Origin of the sequence: Hoeflea sp. IMCC20628 (assembly GCF_001011155.1) — a bacterium.
Lineage (GTDB): Bacteria > Pseudomonadota > Alphaproteobacteria > Rhizobiales > Rhizobiaceae > Hoeflea.
Genome location: NZ_CP011479.1, coordinates 1,560,530 through 1,581,000 on the forward strand (window position 1 = coordinate 1,560,530; position 20,471 = coordinate 1,581,000).

The 20,471-nt window shown below is 60.1% G+C and carries 24 protein-coding genes; 13 read left to right on the plus strand and 11 right to left on the minus strand.

The window, feature by feature from the left end; all coding sequences use genetic code 11:
* Positions 1-39: 39 nt before the first annotated feature.
* The 7 genes from IMCC20628_RS07315 to IMCC20628_RS07345 form a co-directional block, all read right to left on the minus strand.
* Positions 40-444, minus strand: coding sequence for an OsmC family protein (locus IMCC20628_RS07315; protein WP_047029678.1), 405 nt, complete (start codon positions 442-444; stop codon positions 40-42).
* Between the two features lie 33 nt (positions 445-477).
* Positions 478-714 (minus strand): thioredoxin family protein, encoded by a 237-nt coding sequence (locus IMCC20628_RS07320; RefSeq protein ID WP_047029679.1) that lies wholly within the window; start codon positions 712-714, stop codon positions 478-480.
* A 36-nt stretch (positions 715-750) separates the two neighbouring features.
* Positions 751-1,809, minus strand: a complete 1,059-nt coding sequence (locus tag IMCC20628_RS07325; RefSeq protein WP_047029680.1) for a permease — start codon at positions 1,807-1,809, stop codon at positions 751-753.
* Between the two features lie 8 nt (positions 1,810-1,817).
* On the minus strand, positions 1,818-2,093 hold the full coding sequence (locus IMCC20628_RS07330; protein ID WP_047029681.1) for a metalloregulator ArsR/SmtB family transcription factor: 276 nt from the start codon (positions 2,091-2,093) through the stop codon (positions 1,818-1,820).
* A 259-nt stretch (positions 2,094-2,352) separates the two neighbouring features.
* The gene (locus tag IMCC20628_RS07335) at positions 2,353-3,510 is read right to left on the minus strand and encodes a Gfo/Idh/MocA family oxidoreductase (RefSeq protein ID WP_047029682.1); all 1,158 of its coding nucleotides are present in this window, start codon (positions 3,508-3,510) and stop codon (positions 2,353-2,355) included.
* 270 nt (positions 3,511-3,780) lie between these two features.
* Positions 3,781-4,674, minus strand: a complete 894-nt coding sequence (locus IMCC20628_RS07340; RefSeq protein ID WP_047029683.1) for a TIM barrel protein — start codon at positions 4,672-4,674, stop codon at positions 3,781-3,783.
* Positions 4,675-4,690: 16 nt separating this feature from the next.
* Complete coding sequence (locus IMCC20628_RS07345; protein WP_197078407.1) at positions 4,691-5,809, minus strand: Gfo/Idh/MocA family oxidoreductase; 1,119 nt, start codon at positions 5,807-5,809, stop codon at positions 4,691-4,693.
* Between the two features lie 134 nt (positions 5,810-5,943).
* Here IMCC20628_RS07345 and iolD point away from each other — a divergent pair, with 134 nt between their 5' ends.
* From iolD to IMCC20628_RS07395, 10 genes are all read left to right on the plus strand, one after another.
* Entirely contained in the window at positions 5,944-7,809 is a 1,866-nt protein-coding gene (gene iolD / locus IMCC20628_RS07350; protein ID WP_047029685.1) for a 3D-(3,5/4)-trihydroxycyclohexane-1,2-dione acylhydrolase (decyclizing), read from the plus strand.
* Between the two features lies 1 nt (position 7,810).
* Positions 7,811-8,650, plus strand: a complete 840-nt coding sequence (locus tag IMCC20628_RS07355) for a phytanoyl-CoA dioxygenase family protein (protein WP_047029686.1) — start codon at positions 7,811-7,813, stop codon at positions 8,648-8,650.
* Positions 8,647-9,627 (plus strand): 5-dehydro-2-deoxygluconokinase, encoded by a 981-nt coding sequence (gene iolC / locus IMCC20628_RS07360; protein ID WP_047029687.1) that lies wholly within the window; start codon positions 8,647-8,649, stop codon positions 9,625-9,627. Before IMCC20628_RS07355 ends, iolC begins: the two co-directional genes overlap by 4 nt.
* Positions 9,628-9,657: 30 nt before the next feature.
* Complete coding sequence (locus tag IMCC20628_RS07365) at positions 9,658-10,500, plus strand: 5-deoxy-glucuronate isomerase (RefSeq protein ID WP_047029688.1); 843 nt, start codon at positions 9,658-9,660, stop codon at positions 10,498-10,500.
* Entirely contained in the window at positions 10,497-11,339 is an 843-nt protein-coding gene (locus IMCC20628_RS07370) for a class II fructose-bisphosphate aldolase (protein WP_047029689.1), read from the plus strand. The genes IMCC20628_RS07365 and IMCC20628_RS07370 overlap by 4 nt, the downstream gene beginning before the upstream one ends.
* A 3-nt stretch (positions 11,340-11,342) precedes the next feature.
* Complete coding sequence (iolG, locus tag IMCC20628_RS07375) at positions 11,343-12,332, plus strand: inositol 2-dehydrogenase (protein WP_047029690.1); 990 nt, start codon at positions 11,343-11,345, stop codon at positions 12,330-12,332.
* Positions 12,333-12,535: 203 nt separating this feature from the next.
* Positions 12,536-13,024: a hypothetical protein gene (locus IMCC20628_RS07380; RefSeq protein WP_047029691.1), complete on the plus strand. Its 489-nt coding sequence runs from the start codon at positions 12,536-12,538 to the stop codon at positions 13,022-13,024.
* A 340-nt stretch (positions 13,025-13,364) separates the two neighbouring features.
* Positions 13,365-13,583, plus strand: a complete 219-nt coding sequence (locus tag IMCC20628_RS07385) for a hypothetical protein (RefSeq protein ID WP_047029692.1) — start codon at positions 13,365-13,367, stop codon at positions 13,581-13,583.
* A 50-nt stretch (positions 13,584-13,633) separates the two neighbouring features.
* Positions 13,634-14,011: a hypothetical protein gene (locus tag IMCC20628_RS25390; RefSeq protein ID WP_047029693.1), complete on the plus strand. Its 378-nt coding sequence runs from the start codon at positions 13,634-13,636 to the stop codon at positions 14,009-14,011.
* 69 nt (positions 14,012-14,080) lie between these two features.
* The gene (locus IMCC20628_RS07395; protein WP_052766337.1) at positions 14,081-14,563 is read left to right on the plus strand and encodes a helix-turn-helix transcriptional regulator; all 483 of its coding nucleotides are present in this window, start codon (positions 14,081-14,083) and stop codon (positions 14,561-14,563) included.
* Between the two features lie 83 nt (positions 14,564-14,646).
* Here the strand turns inward: IMCC20628_RS07395 and IMCC20628_RS07400 are convergent, their stop codons facing one another.
* The 4 genes from IMCC20628_RS07400 to IMCC20628_RS07415 all read right to left on the minus strand — a co-directional run bounded on the left by IMCC20628_RS07400 (position 14,647) and on the right by IMCC20628_RS07415 (position 17,547).
* Entirely contained in the window at positions 14,647-15,204 is a 558-nt protein-coding gene (locus IMCC20628_RS07400; protein ID WP_047029694.1) for a hypothetical protein, read from the minus strand.
* A gap of 359 nt (positions 15,205-15,563) precedes the next feature.
* Positions 15,564-15,776 carry a hypothetical protein gene (locus IMCC20628_RS07405; protein ID WP_047029695.1) on the minus strand — a complete coding sequence of 71 codons (213 nt, stop codon included), beginning with the start codon at positions 15,774-15,776 and terminating at the stop codon, positions 15,564-15,566.
* A complete protein-coding gene (locus IMCC20628_RS07410; RefSeq protein ID WP_047029696.1) occupies positions 15,773-16,432 on the minus strand; it encodes an acyl-homoserine-lactone synthase in 660 nt (219 codons plus the stop codon). The genes IMCC20628_RS07405 and IMCC20628_RS07410 overlap by 4 nt, the downstream gene beginning before the upstream one ends.
* A gap of 41 nt (positions 16,433-16,473) precedes the next feature.
* Complete coding sequence (locus IMCC20628_RS07415) at positions 16,474-17,547, minus strand: LuxR family transcriptional regulator (RefSeq protein ID WP_082128048.1); 1,074 nt, start codon at positions 17,545-17,547, stop codon at positions 16,474-16,476.
* Positions 17,548-17,788: 241 nt separating this feature from the next.
* Here IMCC20628_RS07415 and IMCC20628_RS07420 point away from each other — a divergent pair, with 241 nt between their 5' ends.
* Genes IMCC20628_RS07420 through IMCC20628_RS07430 form a run of 3 tightly spaced genes read left to right on the plus strand, consistent with a single transcriptional unit; the run spans position 17,789 to position 20,470 of the window.
* Complete coding sequence (locus tag IMCC20628_RS07420) at positions 17,789-19,138, plus strand: aspartate aminotransferase family protein (protein WP_047032351.1); 1,350 nt, start codon at positions 17,789-17,791, stop codon at positions 19,136-19,138.
* Positions 19,138-19,830, plus strand: a complete 693-nt coding sequence (locus IMCC20628_RS07425) for a CoA transferase subunit A (protein ID WP_047029698.1) — start codon at positions 19,138-19,140, stop codon at positions 19,828-19,830. Before IMCC20628_RS07420 ends, IMCC20628_RS07425 begins: the two co-directional genes overlap by 1 nt.
* Positions 19,831-19,837: 7 nt before the next feature.
* A complete protein-coding gene (locus IMCC20628_RS07430; protein ID WP_082128049.1) occupies positions 19,838-20,470 on the plus strand; it encodes a 3-oxoacid CoA-transferase subunit B in 633 nt (210 codons plus the stop codon).
* Position 20,471 lies beyond the last annotated feature (1 nt).

Here is a 20,471-nt window from a genome sequence, read left to right on the forward strand (position 1 = left end):
GAGGCCGAACATCTGACTTTGACGACAGGGCAACTTGTTTCAGTCCGTGCGCCGTATGGTTCCGACAAGCTCGATTGCTTCGCTCAGCGTGTTGGAAATGGTACCGTATTTGCGGAGATTGCGGTGCAACAGGTCGAGCCTGTCGTCGGTCTCGTCCGTGTCGACCACGATTTCGTAGTCGATACGGACCATTTTGGGCGGGCTGTCCTGCCGGACACCATGCAGTTTGATATCGATGGCGCGCAGATCGAATTCAAGCAGGGGCGCCACCCGTTCGGCCCCCTTCAACATGCAGGCCGCGAGGCTCGCCAGCAGCATTTCTGCCGGATTGAAGGCGTCATCGCGGCCCGCCACGTCTGTGTCCAGAATGATCCGTGCGTCCTTGGCTCGGGCTTCTGATCCGTGGCCGTCGATCCGGCGGGCAGTTACGGTGTATTCAAGCATGTCTTTCACTCCACAAAGGCGCCGTCGGGAAACTCAGGCTGCCAGCCATTGCTCCAGCTTTGCCTTATCGGGAAGTCCGCCCGCGTGGACGAGCTTGCCATTCACGGCAACCGCGGGTGTCGACATAACCCCCGCCATTGCCATGGATTTGGTATCCGTCACCTTTTCAATCTCGACGTCGATGCCCAGTTTCGCGGCCGCGTCGCGCACCATCTTTTCGGTGGTTTCGCAGCGCTTGCAGCCGGGACCGTAGACTTTGACCGATTTCATGGGATGTCCTTTCAGGGAGCGGATTTATGAGCCGGGTTACAATAGAAAGTTGAAAAGATAGCCGGTGGCGAGAATGCCCACCGAGACAACGGCGATAAAGATCGCGATCAACCGCAACGTCAGCACCTGTTTGAGAATGATCATTTCCGGCAGCGACAGCGCAATCACCGACATCATGAAAGCCAGTGTCGTGCCCAGCGCAGCACCCTTGCCGAGTAGTGCCTCCACGATGGGAATGACGCCAGCAGCATTGGTGTACATCGGCACGCCGACAACCACCCCTGCGGGGACCGACCACCACGCCTCACCTCCCATGATCTTCAACATCATGGCTTCGGGAACATAGCCGTGGATCAATGCGCCGATACCGATCCCGACCAACACCCATATCCAGACCTTGCCGACAATCTCGCGGACCTGCTCGACACCGGTTTTCAATCTGTCGACGAATGTGAGTTTTTCCTCGGGAAGATCGCCAAGCGGCCCCGTGTTCAGTTCTCGGACCCAATCCTGCAGGTAGCGTTCCAGCCTCATCTTCCCCATCACATAGCCTGCGACCGTGGCAATCGAGAAGCCGAACACAAGATAGATCGTGGCGATTTTCCACCCGACTAGGCCATATAGCAGCCCAAGTCCGACAGGACCGACCATCGGACCTGCGATCAGGAACGAAAAGGTTACGCCCAGAGGTACGCCTGCTGATACAAAGCCGATGAAAAGCGGCACCGACGAGCACGAACAAAACGGTGTCAACACGCCAAGTAATGCCGCCAGCGGATAGCCCAATATCTCACGTTTGCCCGCAAGCATTGCCCGGGTCTTCTCTGGGCTGAACCAGCTGCGCAGCACACCGGTCACAAAGACGATTCCCGTCAGCAGCAGAAGAACCTTTGGCACATCATAGGCGAAGAATGCGATCGCCTCGCCGGTATGGCTGTCGCGGGCAACGGGGAATTGGGCGGTGATCCACTCGGAGAAGGGGATCAACTTGCCGTACGCCAGCCAGCCAATGACCACAATACCAACGACACTTGCATACCAGACCCAGTCTGGCGTTTCATGCTTCGGACCAATTTCATGGGTTGCGGTGGTCATGCCATTTCCTATTCGAAGGTTTTTTCTGCGTTCAAAACGGCGGAGATCATCCTAGTGATTTCTGGCGCAATATCCGGGCTTCGCCGATAACGAACCCATTGCGCATCACGCCGGTCGACAACGAGGCCAACTTCGCGCAACACTTTCATGTGTCTCGACATGCGGCTCTGGCTTGCATCAAGCCGTTCCATCAATTCGCACACGCAATGCTCGCCGCCATCCCAAACGATGGCGAGAGCGGCGCGGCGGGTCGAATCACAAAGCGCGTTGAGGATCTCTTGCATGACGCGTTAATATGCGCTTTTCCGCATATGCGTGTTGATCCATGTCAATCTGCCCTATGGGGCTCGGACTTCCAGGAAAACAGCCATTGGCACAGGCGCAGCGAATTCACGCTTTGCCGGGATGCCCATCGTTGGTCTGAGGTGTAGCGAAGTGCCGCTTCCCGCCGAGCGTGTCATTCCTGCCGCCGATACACTGGCGCGCCCTGGGCGGGAGTTCGACATTGCGGGGAGATACAAAACAACGCGATAGGCCGGCCCGCTACCTGAACATTGGTGGCCGTGCGTCGATCCATTGGCCATCTTCCATGCCCGATTCCGCCACGGCAAACACGGCGGCCATCGAGCGCAAGCCGTCTTCGGCGCGGGGGTAGAGATTGGCGGCGGGATCGATGGCGCGGCCTTCTTTCTCTGCGCGGATGGCCTCAGCCAGGTCCTTGTAGATATTGGCAAACGCCAGCGGCATGCCTTCGGCGTGGCCGATGGTGACGCGGGAAGTCCGGTCGGCTTCGGGTGACAGACCCGCTTCGCCGCGCTCGATGGTCTGCAAGCGCTCGCCCAGCGGCATCCAGAAAAGCTGGTTGGGTTGTTCCTGGGCCCAGCGCAGCCCGCCATTTTCGCCAAACACCTGCAGCGTCAGCCCGTGCTGGCGGCCGATGGCAATCGATGAGGTCCAAAGCCGTCCGACAGTGCCGCCGTCCATGCGGAAATTGACCATGGCGTCGTCTTCGAGCACCCGGCTTTGAATGCAGGAGACGGTGTCGGCGGAGAGTTTTGTGACTTCCTGGCCAGTGACGAAACTGGCCATATGCAGCGCGTGAATGCCGCAATCGGCAAATTGCGCCGAGACGCCTGCCTGGGCCGGATCATAGCGCCAGCGCACCCGCGGATTGTCGGCATCAGCCGCATCGGCATGGTGGCCATGGGCGAACTCGGCCTTGACCAGCCGGATTTGGCCCAGATCACCGCGCGCCACCATCGCCTTCATGTGGCGCACCAGCGAGTAGCCGGAATAGCCGTAATTGACCGCGCAGATTTTCCCGGTCGCCTTGGCGGTGCGGACAATGTCCTCGCCTTGCTCGATGGTCATGGTCATCGGCTTTTCGCAGAGCACGTGAAAACCGGCCTCGAGATAGGCTTTTGTGATCTCGTAATGGGTGGCGTTGGGGGTTGCCACGGTGACCAGATCGACGCGGTCGGGGCGGTTCTTCTCGCCGTCGAGCATCTCGCGCCAGTCGCCATAGGCGCGGGTCGCGTCAAGACCCAGTCGCTGACCATAATCGCGGCCGGCGTCGGGCCGGTGGTCGAGTGCGCCAGCGGTGAATTCGAATTCACCGTCAAGTCCGGCGCCAAGCCGGTGTGCCGGACCGATCTGGCTGCCTTCGCCGCCGCCGATCATTCCCCATTTGAGCTTTGTCATGATGATTTGCCTCCAAATCGATGTGAAACAGCGCCGTGCTCAAAGCGGAACTCGCTCTACACGGCAAAATTGCCAGTTCAGTACTGTGCCGTCACAATCTCCGTCATACCGGACTTGATCCGGTATCCAGCGACCCGGCGTCTGCCGGGTCAGAAGAGTTTTTAGCCCAAAGACTTGGGCTGACTGGATGCCGGATCGGGGTCCGGCATGACGGTGTCAAACAACCTCATGCCACAGCCACGGAGACCGGTACGTACAGCCACGCAAACCTCAGTTGAAACCGATGGATTGCAGATAGGCGCGGTTGGCTTTGGCGTCGCCCACCGGATCGGGATCGAGCAGCGGATCGCAATCCTGCTCCACCGTGCACCAGCCCTCGAAACCGTGATCGAGCAGGATCTGCCGCACCGCCGGGAAGTCGACGTCGCCATCACCTAGATTGCAGAAGATGCCTTGTCCGCAGGCATCATAGAAGCCGGTGCGTTTGGCAATCGCCGCTGCTTTCACATCCGGGTTGATGTCTTTGAAATGCATGTAGGAAATGCGATCGATATGACGCTTCATGAAGGCCACCGGATCATACCCGGCATAGGAATGGTGCCCAGTGTCGAAGCAGATCTTGAGAATTTTCTCATCCACTTCGTCAAGCAGCCGCTCTAGCTCCGGTTCGAAATCGATGAAGCCCGCCGCATGGGCGTGCATGCCGACGGTGAGGCCATATTCCTCGGCGCCCATCTTCGCCACGGTGGCGATCCGATCACGGAAGGCCGACCATTCGGCCTGATCCATCTGTTCGGCCTCGCTGGCGCGGCCGGCGGTGGGCGCGCGGCGCGGCGAGATCGAATCGATCAGCACCAGATGTTTGGCGCCGTGTGCAGCAAGCGCCTTGCAGGTGCGCACCGCACCATCCATCACATTGTCCCATTGGCTGGCATCATGGAATGCGCGGAACACCACGCCGCCAATCAGCTCCAGGCCGTTCACCTCGAGCGCTTCACCAAGGATGGCCGGATCTTCCGGCATGAAGCCGACGGGGCCGAGTTCGATGCCCTTGTAACCGGCCTCGGCGCATTGCTTCAGCACGGTCTGCCAGTCCGGGTTGCGCGGGTCGCTCGCAAATTCGACACCCCAGGAGCAGGGTGCATTGCCGATTTGAATTGTCATGTGGTTTCCCCTCCGCTTACTCGATCCCGTCGAGTGTCTGCCATGATTTTGATTGCGACGAGGCGAGCGCCGCCGCCACGATTTCGTTGACCGCCAACCCGTCGCGGAAGCTCGGCCATACCGGCTTTCCGGTCTCGATGGCGCGCAGGAAATCCCGCGCCTCGATGATGATCTGGTCCTGATAGCCGGTGCCGTGGCCGGGGCCCTGGCAGAACGGCAGATAGTCGGGATGGGCCGGGCCGGTGAGGATTTTTCGGAAACCGCGCACCGCTTCCGGCTCGTCCATCTTGTAAAGCCACAGCGCGTTCTGGTCTTCCTGGTCGAAACGGATGGCCCCCTTGGTGCCGGTGATCTCGTAGGCGTAGCCCATCTTGCGGCCCGTCGCTATGCGGATGAAATGCATCTGCCCCATGGCGCCGCCGCCGGCACCGTTTTCAAAGCGGCACATCATCTGGCCCTGATCGTCATTGCTGACTGTGCCGCCGGGGCGGATGACATGCACCGTCTCGACCTCGGCAATCAATGACCGGATCGGCCCGACCAGTGCCAGCGCTGCGTTGATCATGTGCGGAGCGAGATCGCCCATGGTGCCGTTGGCCTCGCCTGTCGTGCGCCAGTTCGCAGGCGTCTGCGGGTCGGCGAGAAAATCCTCGGTGTGCTCGCCGCGAAACCAGGTGATTTCGCCGATCTCGCCATCGGCAATGAGTTGCCGGGCAAACTGGCTCGCCGGCGTGCGGATATAGTTGAAGCCGACCATATTGGCCGCACCGCTTTTTTCCGCAGCCTCGGCCATGGCGCGGCTGTCCTCCAGTGACGCCCCCATCGGCTTTTCGCACAGCACTGGCTTGCCCAGTGCAAAGGCTGCCTCGGCAATGGCCCGGTGGGTCGATTGCGGCGAGGCGATGACGATGGCCTCGACCTTCGGATCGGCAACCAGTTCGCGCCAGTCGGCTGCCGCGCGGGCGAAGCCATAGGCCGCGCGATAGCGCTCGGCTGAGTTGGGTGATCCGGCGGAGACCATTTCCAGCCGAGGCCGCAGCCCGGTGTCAAACACCGCGCCAACGCTTGCCATGGCTACCGCATGGGCCTTGCCCATATAGCCTCCGCCAACAATGCCAATGCCGATGTCACGCATATTCGGGCCTATCGTGAAATAGAGTTTGCAACCGGTTGCAAATTTTGTATCTTCGGAAGTGGAGTTTCGCAAGCGGCATTTTGGAAACCGGAGAATTCCGGTGCAGCTTGCCAGAAAAAGGGAGGCCTCGGCGCATGACCGGGAACACGATACGTCTGACGACGGCTCAAGCCATCATCCGTTATCTCGCCAATCAGTTCATCGAAATCGATGGGGAGGAAATGCGCCTGTGCGGTGGCGGCTTTGGCATTTTCGGCCACGGCAATGTCACCTGTCTGGGGGAAGCGCTCTATGATGCGCGCGCCGAACTGCCGCTTTATCGCGGCCAGAACGAGCAAAGCATGGGCTTTGCCGCGGCCGCCTATTCCAAGCAATGGCTCAGACAGCGCTTCATGTTCTGCACCGCCTCGGCCGGGCCGGGAACAGCCAATCTGCTGACCTCGGCGGCGCTGGCACACGCCAACCGGCTGCCGATGCTGATGCTGTGCGGAGATATCTTCATCACCCGACTGCCTGATCCGGTACTGCAGCAGCTCGAGCATTACGGCAATCCGACCATCGGTGTGAATGATGCCTTCAAACCGGTGTCGCGGTTCTGGGACCGGATCACCCATCCGGCGCAGATCATCCAGTCACTCCCCGCGGCGATTGCCACCATGCTCGATCCGGCCGATTGCGGCCCGGCCTTTCTGGGCCTGCCGCAGGACGTGCAGGGCTGGGCCTATGACTATCCGGTGGAAATGTTCGCCAAAAAGCTGCACCGCATCCGCCGTCAGGCGCCTGATGCGCGCGAAATCGACGATGCCGCAGCGCTGCTCAAGGCCGCCAAGCGCCCGGTAATCATCGCCGGAGGCGGCGTGCAGTATTCCCGCGCCACGGTCGAACTGACAGCCTTCGCCGAAGCCCATCAGATCCCGGTGATCGAAACCATCGCCGGGCGGGCCAATCTGCTTGCCACCCATCCGCTCAACATCGGCCCGGTCGGCGTCACCGGTTCGGACAGCGCCAATGCCATTGCCGAGACTGCGGATGTGATTCTGGCAGTCGGCACGCGGCTGCAGGATTTCACCACCGGTTCGTGGACCGCGTTCGACAAATCCGCTCGCATCATCTCGCTCAATGCCGCCCGCCACGATGCGGCAAAACATCTGTCGATGCCGGTTGTCGGCGATGCAAAGCTGGGGATTGAGGCGCTGGGCGCAGCACTTGACGGCTATAGCGCGCCGTCGGACTGGACTGCCTCGGCGCTGGACAAGCGCAAGGCCTGGGATGACTATGTCGCTGGCAATGTGGCGCATGGCAATAGGCCCAATTCCTATGCGCAGGCCATTGGCGTGGTCAACGCGCTGTGCGATCCGCGCGACCGGGTGGTCACAGCCGCGGGCGGTCTGCCGGCCGAAGTGACGGCCAACTGGCGCACGCTGTCGCTCGGCACAGTCGATGTCGAGTTCGGTTTTTCCTGCATGGGCTACGAGATCGCCGGTGGCTGGGGCGCACGTATCGCCCAATCCGAGCGCGAGCCGGACAAGGACACCATCGTCTTTGTCGGCGATGGCGCCTATCTGCTGATGAATTCCGACATCTATTCCTCGGTGCTGAGCAACAAGAAGCTGATCATCCTGGTGCTCGACAATGGCGGCTTTGCCGTCATCAACAAGCTGCAGAACAACACCGGCAATGAGAGCTTCAACAACCTGATCGCCGATTGCCCGACCATAGACGAACCCTTTGCCGTGGATTTCGAAGCCCATGCGGCGTCGATGGGCGCGATCTCGGAGACCGTGTCCAATCCGGCCGAGCTCGGGGAGGCCTTCACGCGCGCCAAGGTGAGCCAAAAGACCCATGTGATCGTCATGAAGGTTGCAGCCCATGATGCCTGGACCGATCAGGGCCACACCTGGTGGGAAGTCGGCACGCCGCATGTGACCGACAATCCCAAGGTCAAGGCCGCGCATGAAGAGCAGGAAGCGACCCGCTCCAAACAGCGCAAAGGCGTTTGAGATGAAGCGCTTCACTGCCGAAAACGCCGATCCCGACATTGTCATCGACGAACTGCTGCATGGCGGCGGGGCGGTGACCATTTCAGGGCTGTTTTCGCCCGAGGACGTGGCCAAAGCCCGCGCCATCGTTATGGCGCATTCAGAAAACGAATCCGAGAAGGTGACGCATTTTCAGGGCGCAGCGGCGGAAGAGGGCAAGATCAACCTGCAGCGCCGGGTCTGGAACCTGCTGGCCAAGGGCGAGGTGTTTTCGCGCATGGCGGCCCACCCGGTGCTGATGGATATCCTGCGCAGGTTTTTAGGCACCGAATTCATCATGGGCTCGATTGCCGCCAACCGGATTCTGCCGGGCGGGCCGGGGCAGGAGCCGCATGTCGATTATCCCTATTGGGATTTCCACAAGCCCGAAACCCATCCGGTCGGCTTTAACGGCTCGTTCCCGATGAATGCCCAGGTCTCCGTGATCCTTGATCCGTTCACCACTGAGAGCGGCGCCACCGGCTATGTACCGGGAAGCCAGAGAGAGCTGCGCTATCCGACTGCCGAGGACAAATTCTATGATCGCTGCGAGCGGATGACCGGCGAACCCGGCGATGTGGCGCTGTTTTACGGCGTCACCTGGCACTGCGCCATGCCCAATACGTCTGATCACGACCGCAGCGCCATCCTGATCCAGTATCTGCCGAAATGGGTCAAGCCGATGGAAGACATGCCGGCTGCCCTGCCGCAATCCTTCATCGATGCCGCCAGCCCCGACATGCGCCAGCTTCTCGGTCTCAATTATCCCTATCCGGAAGTGCTTGATGCGGCGCGCGCCGGCAATGCCGAGGGCCGGACATGAGCAGTCTCGACGGCATCAAGACGCGGAATTTTCTGGTCATCGGACGCGTCGGCATGGATCTGTCGCCTGATCCCGCCGGCACCCGCACCCGTGACGCAACCTCGATGATGGTGGCCATGGGCGGCTCGAGCGCCAATATCGCAGCGGGCCTGGTCAAGCTCGGCTGCAAGGCGGCCCTGGTCACCAAGGTGTCCGATGATGCGGTCGGCTGGTACTGCCTCAACCAGCTTGATCATTACGGCGTCGACCGCAGCCACGTGCAGGCGATCACCGGCGAATGCCGCACCTCGCTGGCGGTCTACGAGACCCGCGTCGAAGAGCATCAAAGTGTCATCTACCGCAACAATGCCGCCGATTTCCAGATGGACATCGTCGATGTCGAGGCGGTGGATTACATGAGCTTCGGCGCGCTGATCACCGCCGGCACGGTGTTTGCTGCCGAACCCTCGCGCTCGGCCACCTTCCGGGCTTTTGAGCTGGCCCGCGCTGCCGGTCTGCCGATCATTTTCGATGTTGATTACCGGCCCTATTCCTGGCCCTCCGCCGAGGTTGCCGAAGAGGTGCTGTCGCGCGCCGGCGCCATGGCCGATGTCATTGTCGGCAATGACGAGGAGTTCGGCTTCATGGCCGGCGGCATCGACAAGGGGCTCGACAAGGCGCGTGAACTGGCGGCTACCAGCGCCGGCATCGTCGTCTACAAGATGGGGCCCGAGGGCGCCATTGCATTTGCGGAAGGCGAGGAACTGCGCACCGGGATTTATCCCGCAGCAGCCCTCAAGCCCACCGGCGCCGGCGACAGTTTCATGGCCGGCCTGCTGGCAGGGCTTGGCGAAGGCCGGGAGCTGCGCGACGCGGTGCTGCGCGGCTCGGCTTGCGCCTCCATCGTGGTGTCGCGGCCCGGTTGCGCGCCCGCCATGCCCGTCACTGCCGAGCTCGAAGCCTTCCTGTCCTCGCATCCCGGCCCGACCTCCGTCTGAGCCGCACGTCACCCGAAAGGATCCGACTCCATGCATATCGCGCCCTATGACAACCACAACAAACCGATCGTCGATGCGGAGGATTCCTGCGTTCCGCTGAACTATTTCAACATCGTCAAGCTGAAGAAGGGCGAAGCCTTTGCCTATCAGGTGCCCGGCTACGAGACCTGCATCGTGCCTGCCACCGGCACGGTCGATGTCGATGTCGAGGGCGTCGGTTTCGTGGCGCTTGGCAATCGCGGTGTCGATGTCTGGGACGGCGAGCCGGAGGGCGTTTACGCGCCGGTCGGCGCCAAGGTGACGATCATCTGCGTCTCCGAGGCGACCGAAGTCTTCATTGCGGGTGCCAAATACGACAAGGTTCTCGACCCGTTCGATGTCCGCGCCGACGGACTCGACAAGATCCAATACGGCTCCGACGACACAAAAACCCACCGCAAGATCAAGCACATCTTGGGCCAGAAACATCACGGCAAGGTCGGGCGACTGCTGGTGAGCGAGCTGTTCACGGTCGGGCAGGGCGGCTGGTCGGGGTTCCCCAGCCACAAGCACGATACTGATCGGTTGCCGGACGAGACCCGTCACGACGAGACCTACAATTTCCGCTTCCGGCCCAATCACGGCTCCGGCGTGCAGATGCTGCAGCGAGAGGACAACAAGCCCGGCGACGCCTATCACATCGTCGACGGCTCGACGATCTGCATCGACAAAGGCTACCACCCCTGCGCGGTGCTGCCGGGCTACGAGATGTATTATTTCACCATCCTGGGCGGGCTGAGCCAGCGCTCGCTGGTGCAGTATTTCCAGCCGACGCATGCCTATCAGATCGAAACGATCCCGGGCATCAAGGACATGGTGGCGAAGTTCAAATGAGCATTGCAACACTTGCCGAGGTGCTTCAGCCGGCACTCAAGCATGGCTATGCCGTTGCCGGTCTGGTCACACTTGGCTGGGAGGACATGCGCGCCTATGTGGCCGCTGCCGAAGCCGAGGGCGCCCCGGTGATCCTGCAGGCGGGGCCATCCTGCCGGGCGCATACGCCCTTGCCGGTGCTGGGCAAGATGTTCCGCTATCTGGCTGAAAATGCCAGCGTGCCGGTGGTTGCCCATCTCGATCACGGCTACACATTCGAAGAATGCAAGGAGGCGCTCGACAGCGGTTTTACCTCGCTGATGTTCGACGGCTCGCGCAAGGAGCTTTCGCAGAACATCGACGAGACCGCGGCCATTGCCGAAATGGCCCATGCCGCCGGCATTTCCTGCGAGGGCGAAATCGGTTTTGTCGGCTATTCCGGCGGCGAGAATTCCGCCGGCACCGATCCGGAAGAGGCCGCACGCTTCGCCCGCGAGACCGGTGTCGACGCGATGGCGATTTCGGTCGGCAATGTGCATCTGCAGCAGGACAAGCAGGGCGGGCTCGACGAGCCGCGGATCCGCGCCATCGAGAAACTGACGACCGTGCCGCTGGTCATCCATGGCGGGTCCGGCGTTCCGCTGACGCAGCGCAAGGCGCTTGCCACCGGCTCCAGCATCTGCAAGTTCAACATCGGCACCGAGCTGAGGATGGCCTTTGGCGCAGCATTGCGCGAAGCGGTCAACCGCGATCCGGAGCGCTTTGACCGGGTGACGATCCTCAAGGAAACCCACGATCCGGTGATGGCCGCCGCCCGCACTGTCATCCGCGCCTTTGGCGCATCGCAACAGAAAGCCTGAGACATGTTGAAGATCGGAATTCTCGGTTGCGGCCGCATTGGCCAGGTCCATGCCCGCAGCCTGTTCATGGTTGAGGGCGCACAGGTGGCAGCAGTCACGGATGCGTTTCCGGATGCAGCCAATGCGCTGGCCCAAAAAACCGGCGCCAGCGTCATGAGCGCCGAGGAGATGATCGCCAGTCCCGACATCGACGCGGTGGTCATCGGCACGCCGACCGACACACATTTCGATCTGATCCAGATGAGTGCAAAGGCAGGCAAGGCGATTTTTTGTGAAAAACCGGTCGACATGTCCGCCGACCGCATCCGCGACTGCATCAAAACCGTCGATGCGAGCGGCGTGCCGTTCCTGACCGGCTTCAACCGCCGCTTTGACGCTGGCTTCGCCGGCATCCGCGCACGAATCGCTGCGGGCGACATTGGCGACGTCGAACTGGTCACCATCCTGTCGCGTGACCCGTCCCCGCCGCCGGTTTCCTATATCAAAAGTTCAGGCGGTCTGTTTCGGGACATGATGATCCATGATTTCGACATGGCGCGGTTTCTGCTCGGCGAAGAAATTGTCCGGGTCTATGCCACCGGTTCGGCGCTGGTCGATCCGGCGATCGGCGAGGCCGGTGATGTCGACACCGCTGTTGCTGTGCTGACGACCGCGTCGGGCAGGATCTGCCAGATCTCCAATTCCCGCCGCGCCACCTATGGCTATGATCAGCGAGCCGAAGTGCACGGCTCTTTGGGTTTACTCAAGGCCAACAATGTGCCCGAAAACAATGTTGAGCTCGCCAGCGGCGCTGGGTTTTGTGCAGCACCGGCTCAGCATTTCTTTCTCGAGCGCTATGCCGGGGCCTATCTGGCGGAAATGGCGCATTTCGTTGCCTGCCTGCAATCAGGCCAGGCGCCGTCCCCCGGCATCCGCGACGGCCTTGCCGCGCAGATGATTGCCGATGCGGCAGCGACGTCGCTGGCGACGGGTGTGCCAGTCGATCTGGCCTGAGCCATCGCGAAGCTTGTCGGTCGGGCGGAAATGGCCTGTAACCGGCCTATACCTTTGGTTGATGCGCTTCGACCTGAGGGTTGATGCCCCCCAAAACCATCTTTTGGCAGATGGCTCTCTTCGGCTGATCACTGCATCTCTGTCTCACCGGACCAGCGAACACATCACGTTCGTCTGCCGGACAACAGAGAAGGAAAAATCACATGTCGAAGAGAAAATCATTCGCGACCGCATTTGCCGGCCTGTTCATTCTGTCCGTTCCCGTTGCGGCTGTCGCCCAGGAAGCGGAGACAAGCTTTACCTTCAGTGACACGCTGCAGGCCTCTTTTGATACTCTCAAGGCTTCCAGTGATGCATTCCGGTCCGGGATGGAAGCGGCCCTGGACGGGCTGACCGGCGACGACCGCAGGGACGTGATGGAAGCCAATGCGGATGACGCACGGGCTCTGCAGGATGCCGAGCGCGAGTTGCGGGATTTGGGTGCTGCCGAAATGGAAGCTGCTGGGATCGAGGTTGCCGATCTTGAAGGTGGACGTCCCGGCGGTCCGGGTAATGAGGCTGAAGGATTCTCCGGCCCGGAAGCCGGCGGTGGCGAAGGGTCTGACGGCGAAGGTGCTGGTGGCGAAGGCCGTGGTGGTGAAGGACCTGGTGGCGAGGGCCGAGGCGGTGAAGGCGCTGGCGGCCGTCCGTAACCCGGCATCTGACCTCTGACCTCTGACTGAACCGGGTGCCGGAGCTTTCGTTCATGGCTATGCTTCGGCACCTGTTTTCCCCCGCGCACGGATCCCGGCGTGGCGCCCCCAAGGAATTGAACAATGTCGCGATTTCTAGACCCTGCTTATCTGCAGCTTGCAGTGCTGCTGCTCGTCCCGACCTGGATGGTTGCCGGCCAGCTTATCGAAAACGCACAAGTGCTTCGTAGTGCTTTCATCTGAACAGGACCAAGTGCCGAAGTGACCGTTTCCCACGATGCTTCCGCACCTGGTTCTCACGCGCGGCGACACATCCCCGCTTTCACAATGGAATTGAACAATGTTACGGATTTTGAACCCTGCCTATCTGCAGCTTGCAGCGGTGCTGCTCTTCCCGAGCAGCATGATTGCCAATCAACTGATTGCCAACACACACGCACTTTACGAGTACGCCCACCCGGCATCTGAAGCGGTGGTGCATCTGTCGGTGCCGTATTCGCCGACAGCAACCGATGCTGTTTTATCGAATGATGATCGTGTATGGACTGGCGAGTGGTGATACACCTGTCCGCCCAACCTGGTCATCGGACTCTGGGAAAGGAAACTGACATGAAACGGTCCTTGCTTTACGCGAGCATTTTTACTCTGGCGCTTGCAGGCCCGCTGCAGGCGCAAACCTTGAGTCCGGGTTTTTCCGATCTGCTTGACGAGCAAGGCTTTGTTGTCCTTTCAAAGCGATACACATGGCTCGGACGCATTGTGGTCACCGTTTCCAATGGTCTTTACGAACGTGAAATTCTGCTGACCCGCGGCTCGAACCAGATCCTACAGGATAACTGGACCACGATCGAACAGGCACCGGTGACGGACACTCCCAGCCAGACCGTAATTATCGGTGGGGAGTCGAGCCGCGGCGGGCCTGGTCCCGGCGGTCCAGGAGGACCAGGTGGCGCTGGCGGTCCGGGTGGTCCCGGCGGGCAGCCTTGATCTCGCAATCCCGGGGAAAGCTCCACCGGCGCCTTCGAAAATTCAGCAGGTCCATATGAGAATGAAGTTTTGAAAAAACCCAATATCTTGCTTTGGTTCTTCGTCGCGGTTCAGGTTTTGTGCGCCGGCGCATTTGTTGCGAGCCTTGCCATGTCGATATTCGGCCTGCAGCGCGGCGGCACAAGCTGGCAGTTGCGCGAGGCGCTGGAAATTTCGGCAAGCTTCGGGCTGATCATCGGTTCCGTGCTGGGCATGCGGTCGGTGGCGGTGGCGCGCCGCAGCCAATTGCAGGCAGAGGACGCCTTGCGTTCAGCATCTGGTGCTTTTGCCAAGGTGGTCAACGAGAAATTTGAGCGTTGGGGTCTGACGCGAGCCGAACTTGATGTTGCCTGGCTGGTGATCAAGGGGTTTTCCACCCGGGAAACGGCTGAGCTTCGCGGCACCTCCGAGGGAACCGTGAAGTCGCAGTGTAATGCGATATACCGCAAGGTCGGAGTGACCGGCCGCGCCCAGTTGCTTTCGCTGATTGTCGAAGATCTGCTTCTGGATTAGAGCCGGACGAAACAGAGGACCCTTCCGACGCCTCATCAGCGTCGCAAGGTCTGTTTCCAGCCGAGGATTTCGGGAGTCGGCGGTCAGGCCGCTTTCATCGGCTTGACCTGCTCGCCGCTGACGCTTTTGCCGACAGCTTCAAAGGCCCATGTCTTGATCTGCTCTTCAAGTTCCTCATTGCGCTTGCGCAACGCTTCGATTTGACCGTCAACCTTGTCGCGCTCGACCTGATGGATGGCATCCAGCTCGGCCTGAAGTTCCTTGTTGCGGGCTCTCAGTGTCTCGTTGTCCTGGCCGTTGAGCGAATCCAGCTGGTCCTGAAGCGCGATGATCTGCGAGGTGACCTTTGACACGGAATCCGTCAGTCCGGCGATCTTGGCTGATTGCGCTTCAATGTCTGCGTCGGGTTTGGGGGTCAGCAGCATGGCGGCAATGGTCAGGATCGCAAACAGTGGCACCAGCCCGATGGCGTAACCGCCCAGTATGTGATGCAGACCCAGATGCCCGACATCGAACACGGCGGCGAAAAACAAGGTTGCGAGAACCGCAGCGATAAGAGCAAAAACCTTCGACAGCATGCCCATCATGTTGCCACCATTCTTTTTCGGGGACTTGCCCTTGTCTGTCTTCTGACCTGCCACAATAAACTCCTAGACTGAAAACCGGATGGCGTCGTGTCGGACAACCGACCGGGCATGTGCATCGGTTCAGATGTGCAAGATGCTGGCGCATCGTGAAAATCCGTGCTGGAACATTCCGGGATCTGTTCAGGTCAAACCGGCGGCGCGAGTGCGCATCATGCTTTTCCAGTCGGAAAACTCGCCATTCAAACCTATCCAAACGGTTTTAAGGAAACGTGAAAACCGGCGAACGAAAATCGGCGGGGGAGCTTGCTCGCTCCAGGTCAGCGTAGCCCAGTGGCCAGGCACCGGTGCCACGCCGCTCTGGTTTGACAATGCGCGTGCGGCTGCACTTTATTGTAATATGCGCGGGCCGGCGATCACAACCGATCCATGTCACCCGGTTTTTCGATCCGGTCAAACCCGGCTTCGTTGGTTTCGAACTGGGCATGCACCTCCATCCGCGCCATCTTGATGAGATAAGACAGCAATTCCTTGTCAGTGCCCCGGGACAGCTCATAGGCGCCCGCCAGCAGGCCCTGAATCTTCAAGAGTGAGACAGTCTGATCATTGTTTGATGTTTTTTCTGTCATGAGACGGTCTCCATAGTGGGGCTGCGTGAAAGTTTTATGAAAGGGATCTGAGCGCCGTTGCGAACCACCAGAGGGCGATCAATCCCTGCGTGAAGACGTCCAGACCTGAGCGATATTTCGTTGACATCGACATAGGCCACCAGATGCCATTCTCCTGACAGGAGGCGGGGCAGTCCCGCAGGGATGACGTTCCAGCCCAGATCGAGCCAGTTTTTGAGAAGGAATTGCCGCATCACTCCGCCGGTGTGGGTAATGCCCTCATCAAGGCAGAACTCCATCACCGCGCAAAGCATCTGGCCAAAGGTGTCGTTGGCGCCGGTGTCGCGGTATTCAGGCAGGACACAGGTTCGCGACAGATCCGCCCAATCGGGGTGACACGGGCGGATGTGCTCGCACATGTCCGAAAATTCTTCAGACATGTGGTTGGCGATGGTTGTTGGCGTCAGCCGTGCAGAAGAGATCACCTGATCCTCCAGCATGCCGAGCAGATAGGTCGCCTGAGGGGTGTCGAAGGGATCAAGTTCCGGCCCGTCACCGCTCAGCAGTGACCGGCGATCGCCGACAGCACAGTGTTCGTGGTGGCGTTGAAGGAACGTCAGGAACGGACGTTCATAAAGATGCTTGTTACGGGCATTGACAACATGAGCTTCGATCATATCCTTTCCCCTTGTTCAGGCGGAAAGGATAGTCCGTCGTCTCAGTGCATGTCGCCTAGCGATTCCGCCAGTTGATCGAGGGTGATCTCGCCCTGCTGCAAAGCCCGCGCCACGGCATGGGTGGTGTTGGAGGCGTTGAGTTTGTGACGGATCTGGGCGGTGTGAAACCGCACGGTCTGTTCGCTGACACCCAGAATGACCGACACATCCCAGCAGGATTTTCCCGCTGAGGTCCACAACAGCACTTCTCTTTCGCGGAAGGTCAATTTTCCGCGCGAGGAGGGTTGCCTGTTTTGCTGCCGCTCGATTGCCGAGGATGCGTAAATCGCCATCAGATTGATGGCGCCGCGCTCCCTGGCGGTCAATTCCAGCCTCCGCGGCCCGCCAAAGGAGACGGCGGACAGCCATTCATCGCGCGAAAAAACCGGCACGATGTAACCATCGGACATGCCGTGGTCTGCGGATTCACCGATAACGCGTGCAGCACCTTCCCTTTCGGCGAAACGCGGTTCCACTTCACTCCAGGCGAAAGGCATCATTGTCGACAACATCTGCTGGCAAACCGGGTCGGTCTTGGAATAGTCCTCTGAAATGTACCTGTTCCACAGTTCTGTTGGGAACCGGTTGGACTTGACCAAAGGGGCTATGGGCGCGTTGCCGACGGGAAGGCCGGTATAAATCATGTGCGTGAAGCCGAAGGCGTTGGAAACCTGCAACAGGTCGTCCAGCAAGGCATCCATTGAAGGATGCTTGTCAATTCGCTCGATAAACTCGAAAACTGCGGATTCCTGTGCGCTCATTGGCGCAACTGAAATGTAAGTTGTCTGATTGTTGTCACTTTTCCCACCCCTGGCAAGAATCCTAACCCATAGCATTGTACGGTGCAATTGCCGATAACGGCCATGCCGGATCTTATTTGGGCGTTTTGCCGTGAAGTTCCGGAGCAGCCGGTTGATCTTGATTGAGAGGACTTGCCGGATGGTCAACCTACGCGCGAGGGAAATCAGATCGCCGGAGGCTCGAGAGCAGGCTCGTTGCACGCGCCACACTGTTTCGACCGCAGCCAAGATCGCCGGAACAAGAGGCTGATGGTCCGGTGCGATCATAAATTTCATCTATGGTCATGATTGACGATATCTGTTTGATCGATAGTGAGCCGCCGTGCGACACCATCATTCAGGGCTGATGCGGCGCCGATATTTCCGGCGCAGCACAACAGCCCGGTACTCCATTGAACAGAGAAGGGGTGTGATATGACCGCTGTCACCAAGACGACTGGCACCGCAATTGCGGCCGGGTCCGCTGGCTTGATGTGCAATGGCCTTGTTGCAATTGAAGAGCTGGATAGACATCGCCATGGCCACTGAAATCAAATCCAATCTGTTCTACCAGTCGCGTCTGACCCGGCCGATGCTCGACCGGGCCGAGGGCATCTATCTTTATGACACGACAGGGAAACGCTATCTCGATGGCTCGAGTGGCGCCATGGTGTCCAATATCGGCCATTCCAATGCCAATGTGCTCACAGCGATGAAAGCGCAGATGGACAAGGCGACCTTCGGCTATCGCCTGCATTTCCAGAACGAGGCGGCGGAGAAACTGGCGCGGATGACCGCCGAGCGGATGCCGGAAGGTCTTGACCGGGTGTTCTTTGTTTCGGGTGGTTCTGAAGCGGTGGAAAGCACCATCAAGCTGGCGCGGCAATATGCGCTGGCGATTGGAGAGGCAAGCCGCTGGAAGGTGATCTCGAGGTTTCCGTCCTATCACGGCGGCACGCTCGGGGCCGTGGCGCTGACCGGCTATGACCCGTTGACCAAGCCGTTTGAGCCGATGTTCCGGCAAATGCCAAAGATCCCGGCGCCGCTGTGCTATCTCGACCGCGACAATCTCAGCGACGAAGATCGCGGCATCAAATATGCCGAGATGCTGCGTGACAAGATCATCGCTGAAGGGCCGGAAACCGTGCTGGCCTTCATCATGGAGCCCGTCGGCGGCGCTTCCACCGGCGCGCTGGTCGCACCCGACAGTTATTACGGCCGCATCCGAGAGATCTGCGACGAGTTCGGCATCCTGCTGATCTATGACGAGGTGATGACCGGAGCCGGTCGCACCGGCAAGTTTGTCGCCTCCGAGCATTGGGGCGTGATCCCGGATATTGTTGCGCTGTCGAAGGGCTTTGCTGCGGGCTATTCTCCGCTCGGCGCCATGGTGGCGCAGAATGCAATCGTCGACAAAGTGCTCGATACCGGCGGATTCATGCATGGCTTCACCTATGCCGGCAATCCGCTCGCTTGTGCCGCCGGTTGCGCGGTGCTGGAGGAAATGGATCGCCTCAAGCTGATCGACAACGCCAGGGATATGGGTGATCTGCTCAAGGCTGAATTGGCCAAACTGATGGACCGCTATCCCTTCATTGGCGATGTTCGCGGCAAGGGGCTGTTGCTGGCTTTCGAGCTTGTCTCCGACCGCGAAACCATGACCCCGTTGCCCAAAGGGCTCAATGCCTATAATCGGCTGGTCGATCTTGCCTATGAGCGCGGCCTGATCATCTATTCGCGCCGCACCCGCGGCGGGCTGGAGGGCGATCATTTCCTGGTCTGCCCGCCGCTCATCATCAACGAAAGCCAGATCGGTGAAATCATCGCCACCCTGATCGAGTGTCTGGATGCAATGGCGGCTGAAATGAACTTGCCGGTGAACGGGTAGTGCCGGTATTGAACAAATCCACGGCCATCGCTGACGCCATTGGGCAGATTTCCGATGGCGCCCGCGTCATGATCGGTGGGTTCGGCGTCCCCGGAACGCCGTTCCTGATGATCGAGGAACTGGTCCGGCAGGGCCCGAAAAACCTGACCATCATCAAGAACGACGCGAATGAACCGGGAATGGGGGTCGACTGGCTGCTTCAGGCTGGAATGGTCAAACGCCTGATCACCAGTCACATTGGTCTCAATGGCAATGCCGTGCGGATGATGAATGCCGGTGAGATCGAAGTCGAGTTTGTCGCCCAGGGAATCCTGGCTGAACGCATTCGGGCCGCCGGCGCCGGGCTGAAGGGCTTTGTCACCGACATTGGCATCGGCACTCTGCTCGCCGAAGGCAAACAACGGGTCGAAATGGACGGCGAGACCTATCTGGTTGAGCCGGCGCTGGAAGCTGATTTTGCGCTGGTTCATGCGGCCCGCGCCGACACCGGCGGAAATCTCGTCTACGAGGCAACGGCGCGGAATTTCAATCCCCTGATGGCAATGGCAGCCGAATGCACCATCGCTGAAGTGGAAACCATCACGCCGATCGGCAGCATCGATCCTGACGGCGTTCATACGCCGGCGCCGTTTGTCGATCACCTGGTGGCCCTCGCCGAACTCCCGGAGGTGTATGGTGTCGTCAAGCGCTAAGGACAGAATGCTGCGCCGTGCGGCTCTCGACATCAAACCCGGTATGACGGTCAATCTGGGGATAGGTTTGCCGACGCAGGTGATGAACTTTGTCGCCACCGATTGTCCGGTTTGCCTGCATTCCGAAAACGGCATTGCCGGGGTCGGCGGGCTGGCGGCAGCCGGGGAAGCCAATCGCAATCTGATTGATGCCGGCGGCGGTTACATCACCTGTGCTGCGGGCGGATCTTTCTTCGACAGCGCGGTGTCATTCGCGCTGGTGCGGGGAGGACGGCTCGATCTGACCCTGCTCGGCGCTTTCGAAGTCGCTGCCAATGGTGATCTCGCCAACTGGATCATTCCGGGCAAGTTTGCAGCAGGTGTTGGCGGCGCAATCGAACTGGCGCAAAAGGCCCGCCGGGTCGGTGTTCTGACAACGCACACAGACAAGCACGGCAATCCGAAGATCCTCGAGCGCTGCACCTTGCCGCTGACGGCCGTGGGCTGCGTCCACCGTATCTACACCGACATGGCGGTTTGCGACGTCAAGCCGGACGGCCTGCATCTTGTCGAGATTGCCGAAGGCGTCACACTGAACGAAGTATGTGAGGCAACCGGCGCGCCGCTGATCGTGGCCTACGGGCCGATTTCGACGTTTTAGG

Coding starts and splice junctions, on each gene's coding strand:
- IMCC20628_RS07315 (WP_047029678.1), bottom strand. CDS start 444: ATGCTTGAATACACCGTAACTGCCCGCCGGATCGACGGCCACGGATCA.
- IMCC20628_RS07320 (WP_047029679.1), bottom strand. CDS start 714: ATGAAATCGGTCAAAGTCTACGGTCCCGGCTGCAAGCGCTGCGAAACC.
- IMCC20628_RS07325 (WP_047029680.1), bottom strand. CDS start 1,809: ATGACCACCGCAACCCATGAAATTGGTCCGAAGCATGAAACGCCAGAC.
- IMCC20628_RS07330 (WP_047029681.1), bottom strand. CDS start 2,093: ATGCAAGAGATCCTCAACGCGCTTTGTGATTCGACCCGCCGCGCCGCT.
- IMCC20628_RS07335 (WP_047029682.1), bottom strand. CDS start 3,510: ATGACAAAGCTCAAATGGGGAATGATCGGCGGCGGCGAAGGCAGCCAG.
- IMCC20628_RS07340 (WP_047029683.1), bottom strand. CDS start 4,674: ATGACAATTCAAATCGGCAATGCACCCTGCTCCTGGGGTGTCGAATTT.
- IMCC20628_RS07345 (WP_197078407.1), bottom strand. CDS start 5,809: ATGCGTGACATCGGCATTGGCATTGTTGGCGGAGGCTATATGGGCAAG.
- iolD (WP_047029685.1), top strand. CDS start 5,944: ATGACCGGGAACACGATACGTCTGACGACGGCTCAAGCCATCATCCGT.
- IMCC20628_RS07355 (WP_047029686.1), top strand. CDS start 7,811: ATGAAGCGCTTCACTGCCGAAAACGCCGATCCCGACATTGTCATCGAC.
- iolC (WP_047029687.1), top strand. CDS start 8,647: ATGAGCAGTCTCGACGGCATCAAGACGCGGAATTTTCTGGTCATCGGA.
- IMCC20628_RS07365 (WP_047029688.1), top strand. CDS start 9,658: ATGCATATCGCGCCCTATGACAACCACAACAAACCGATCGTCGATGCG.
- IMCC20628_RS07370 (WP_047029689.1), top strand. CDS start 10,497: ATGAGCATTGCAACACTTGCCGAGGTGCTTCAGCCGGCACTCAAGCAT.
- iolG (WP_047029690.1), top strand. CDS start 11,343: ATGTTGAAGATCGGAATTCTCGGTTGCGGCCGCATTGGCCAGGTCCAT.
- IMCC20628_RS07380 (WP_047029691.1), top strand. CDS start 12,536: ATGTCGAAGAGAAAATCATTCGCGACCGCATTTGCCGGCCTGTTCATT.
- IMCC20628_RS07385 (WP_047029692.1), top strand. CDS start 13,365: ATGTTACGGATTTTGAACCCTGCCTATCTGCAGCTTGCAGCGGTGCTG.
- IMCC20628_RS25390 (WP_047029693.1), top strand. CDS start 13,634: ATGAAACGGTCCTTGCTTTACGCGAGCATTTTTACTCTGGCGCTTGCA.
- IMCC20628_RS07405 (WP_047029695.1), bottom strand. CDS start 15,776: ATGACAGAAAAAACATCAAACAATGATCAGACTGTCTCACTCTTGAAG.
- IMCC20628_RS07410 (WP_047029696.1), bottom strand. CDS start 16,432: ATGATCGAAGCTCATGTTGTCAATGCCCGTAACAAGCATCTTTATGAA.
- IMCC20628_RS07415 (WP_082128048.1), bottom strand. CDS start 17,547: ATGAAATTTATGATCGCACCGGACCATCAGCCTCTTGTTCCGGCGATC.
- IMCC20628_RS07420 (WP_047032351.1), top strand. CDS start 17,789: ATGGCCACTGAAATCAAATCCAATCTGTTCTACCAGTCGCGTCTGACC.
- IMCC20628_RS07430 (WP_082128049.1), top strand. CDS start 19,838: ATGCTGCGCCGTGCGGCTCTCGACATCAAACCCGGTATGACGGTCAAT.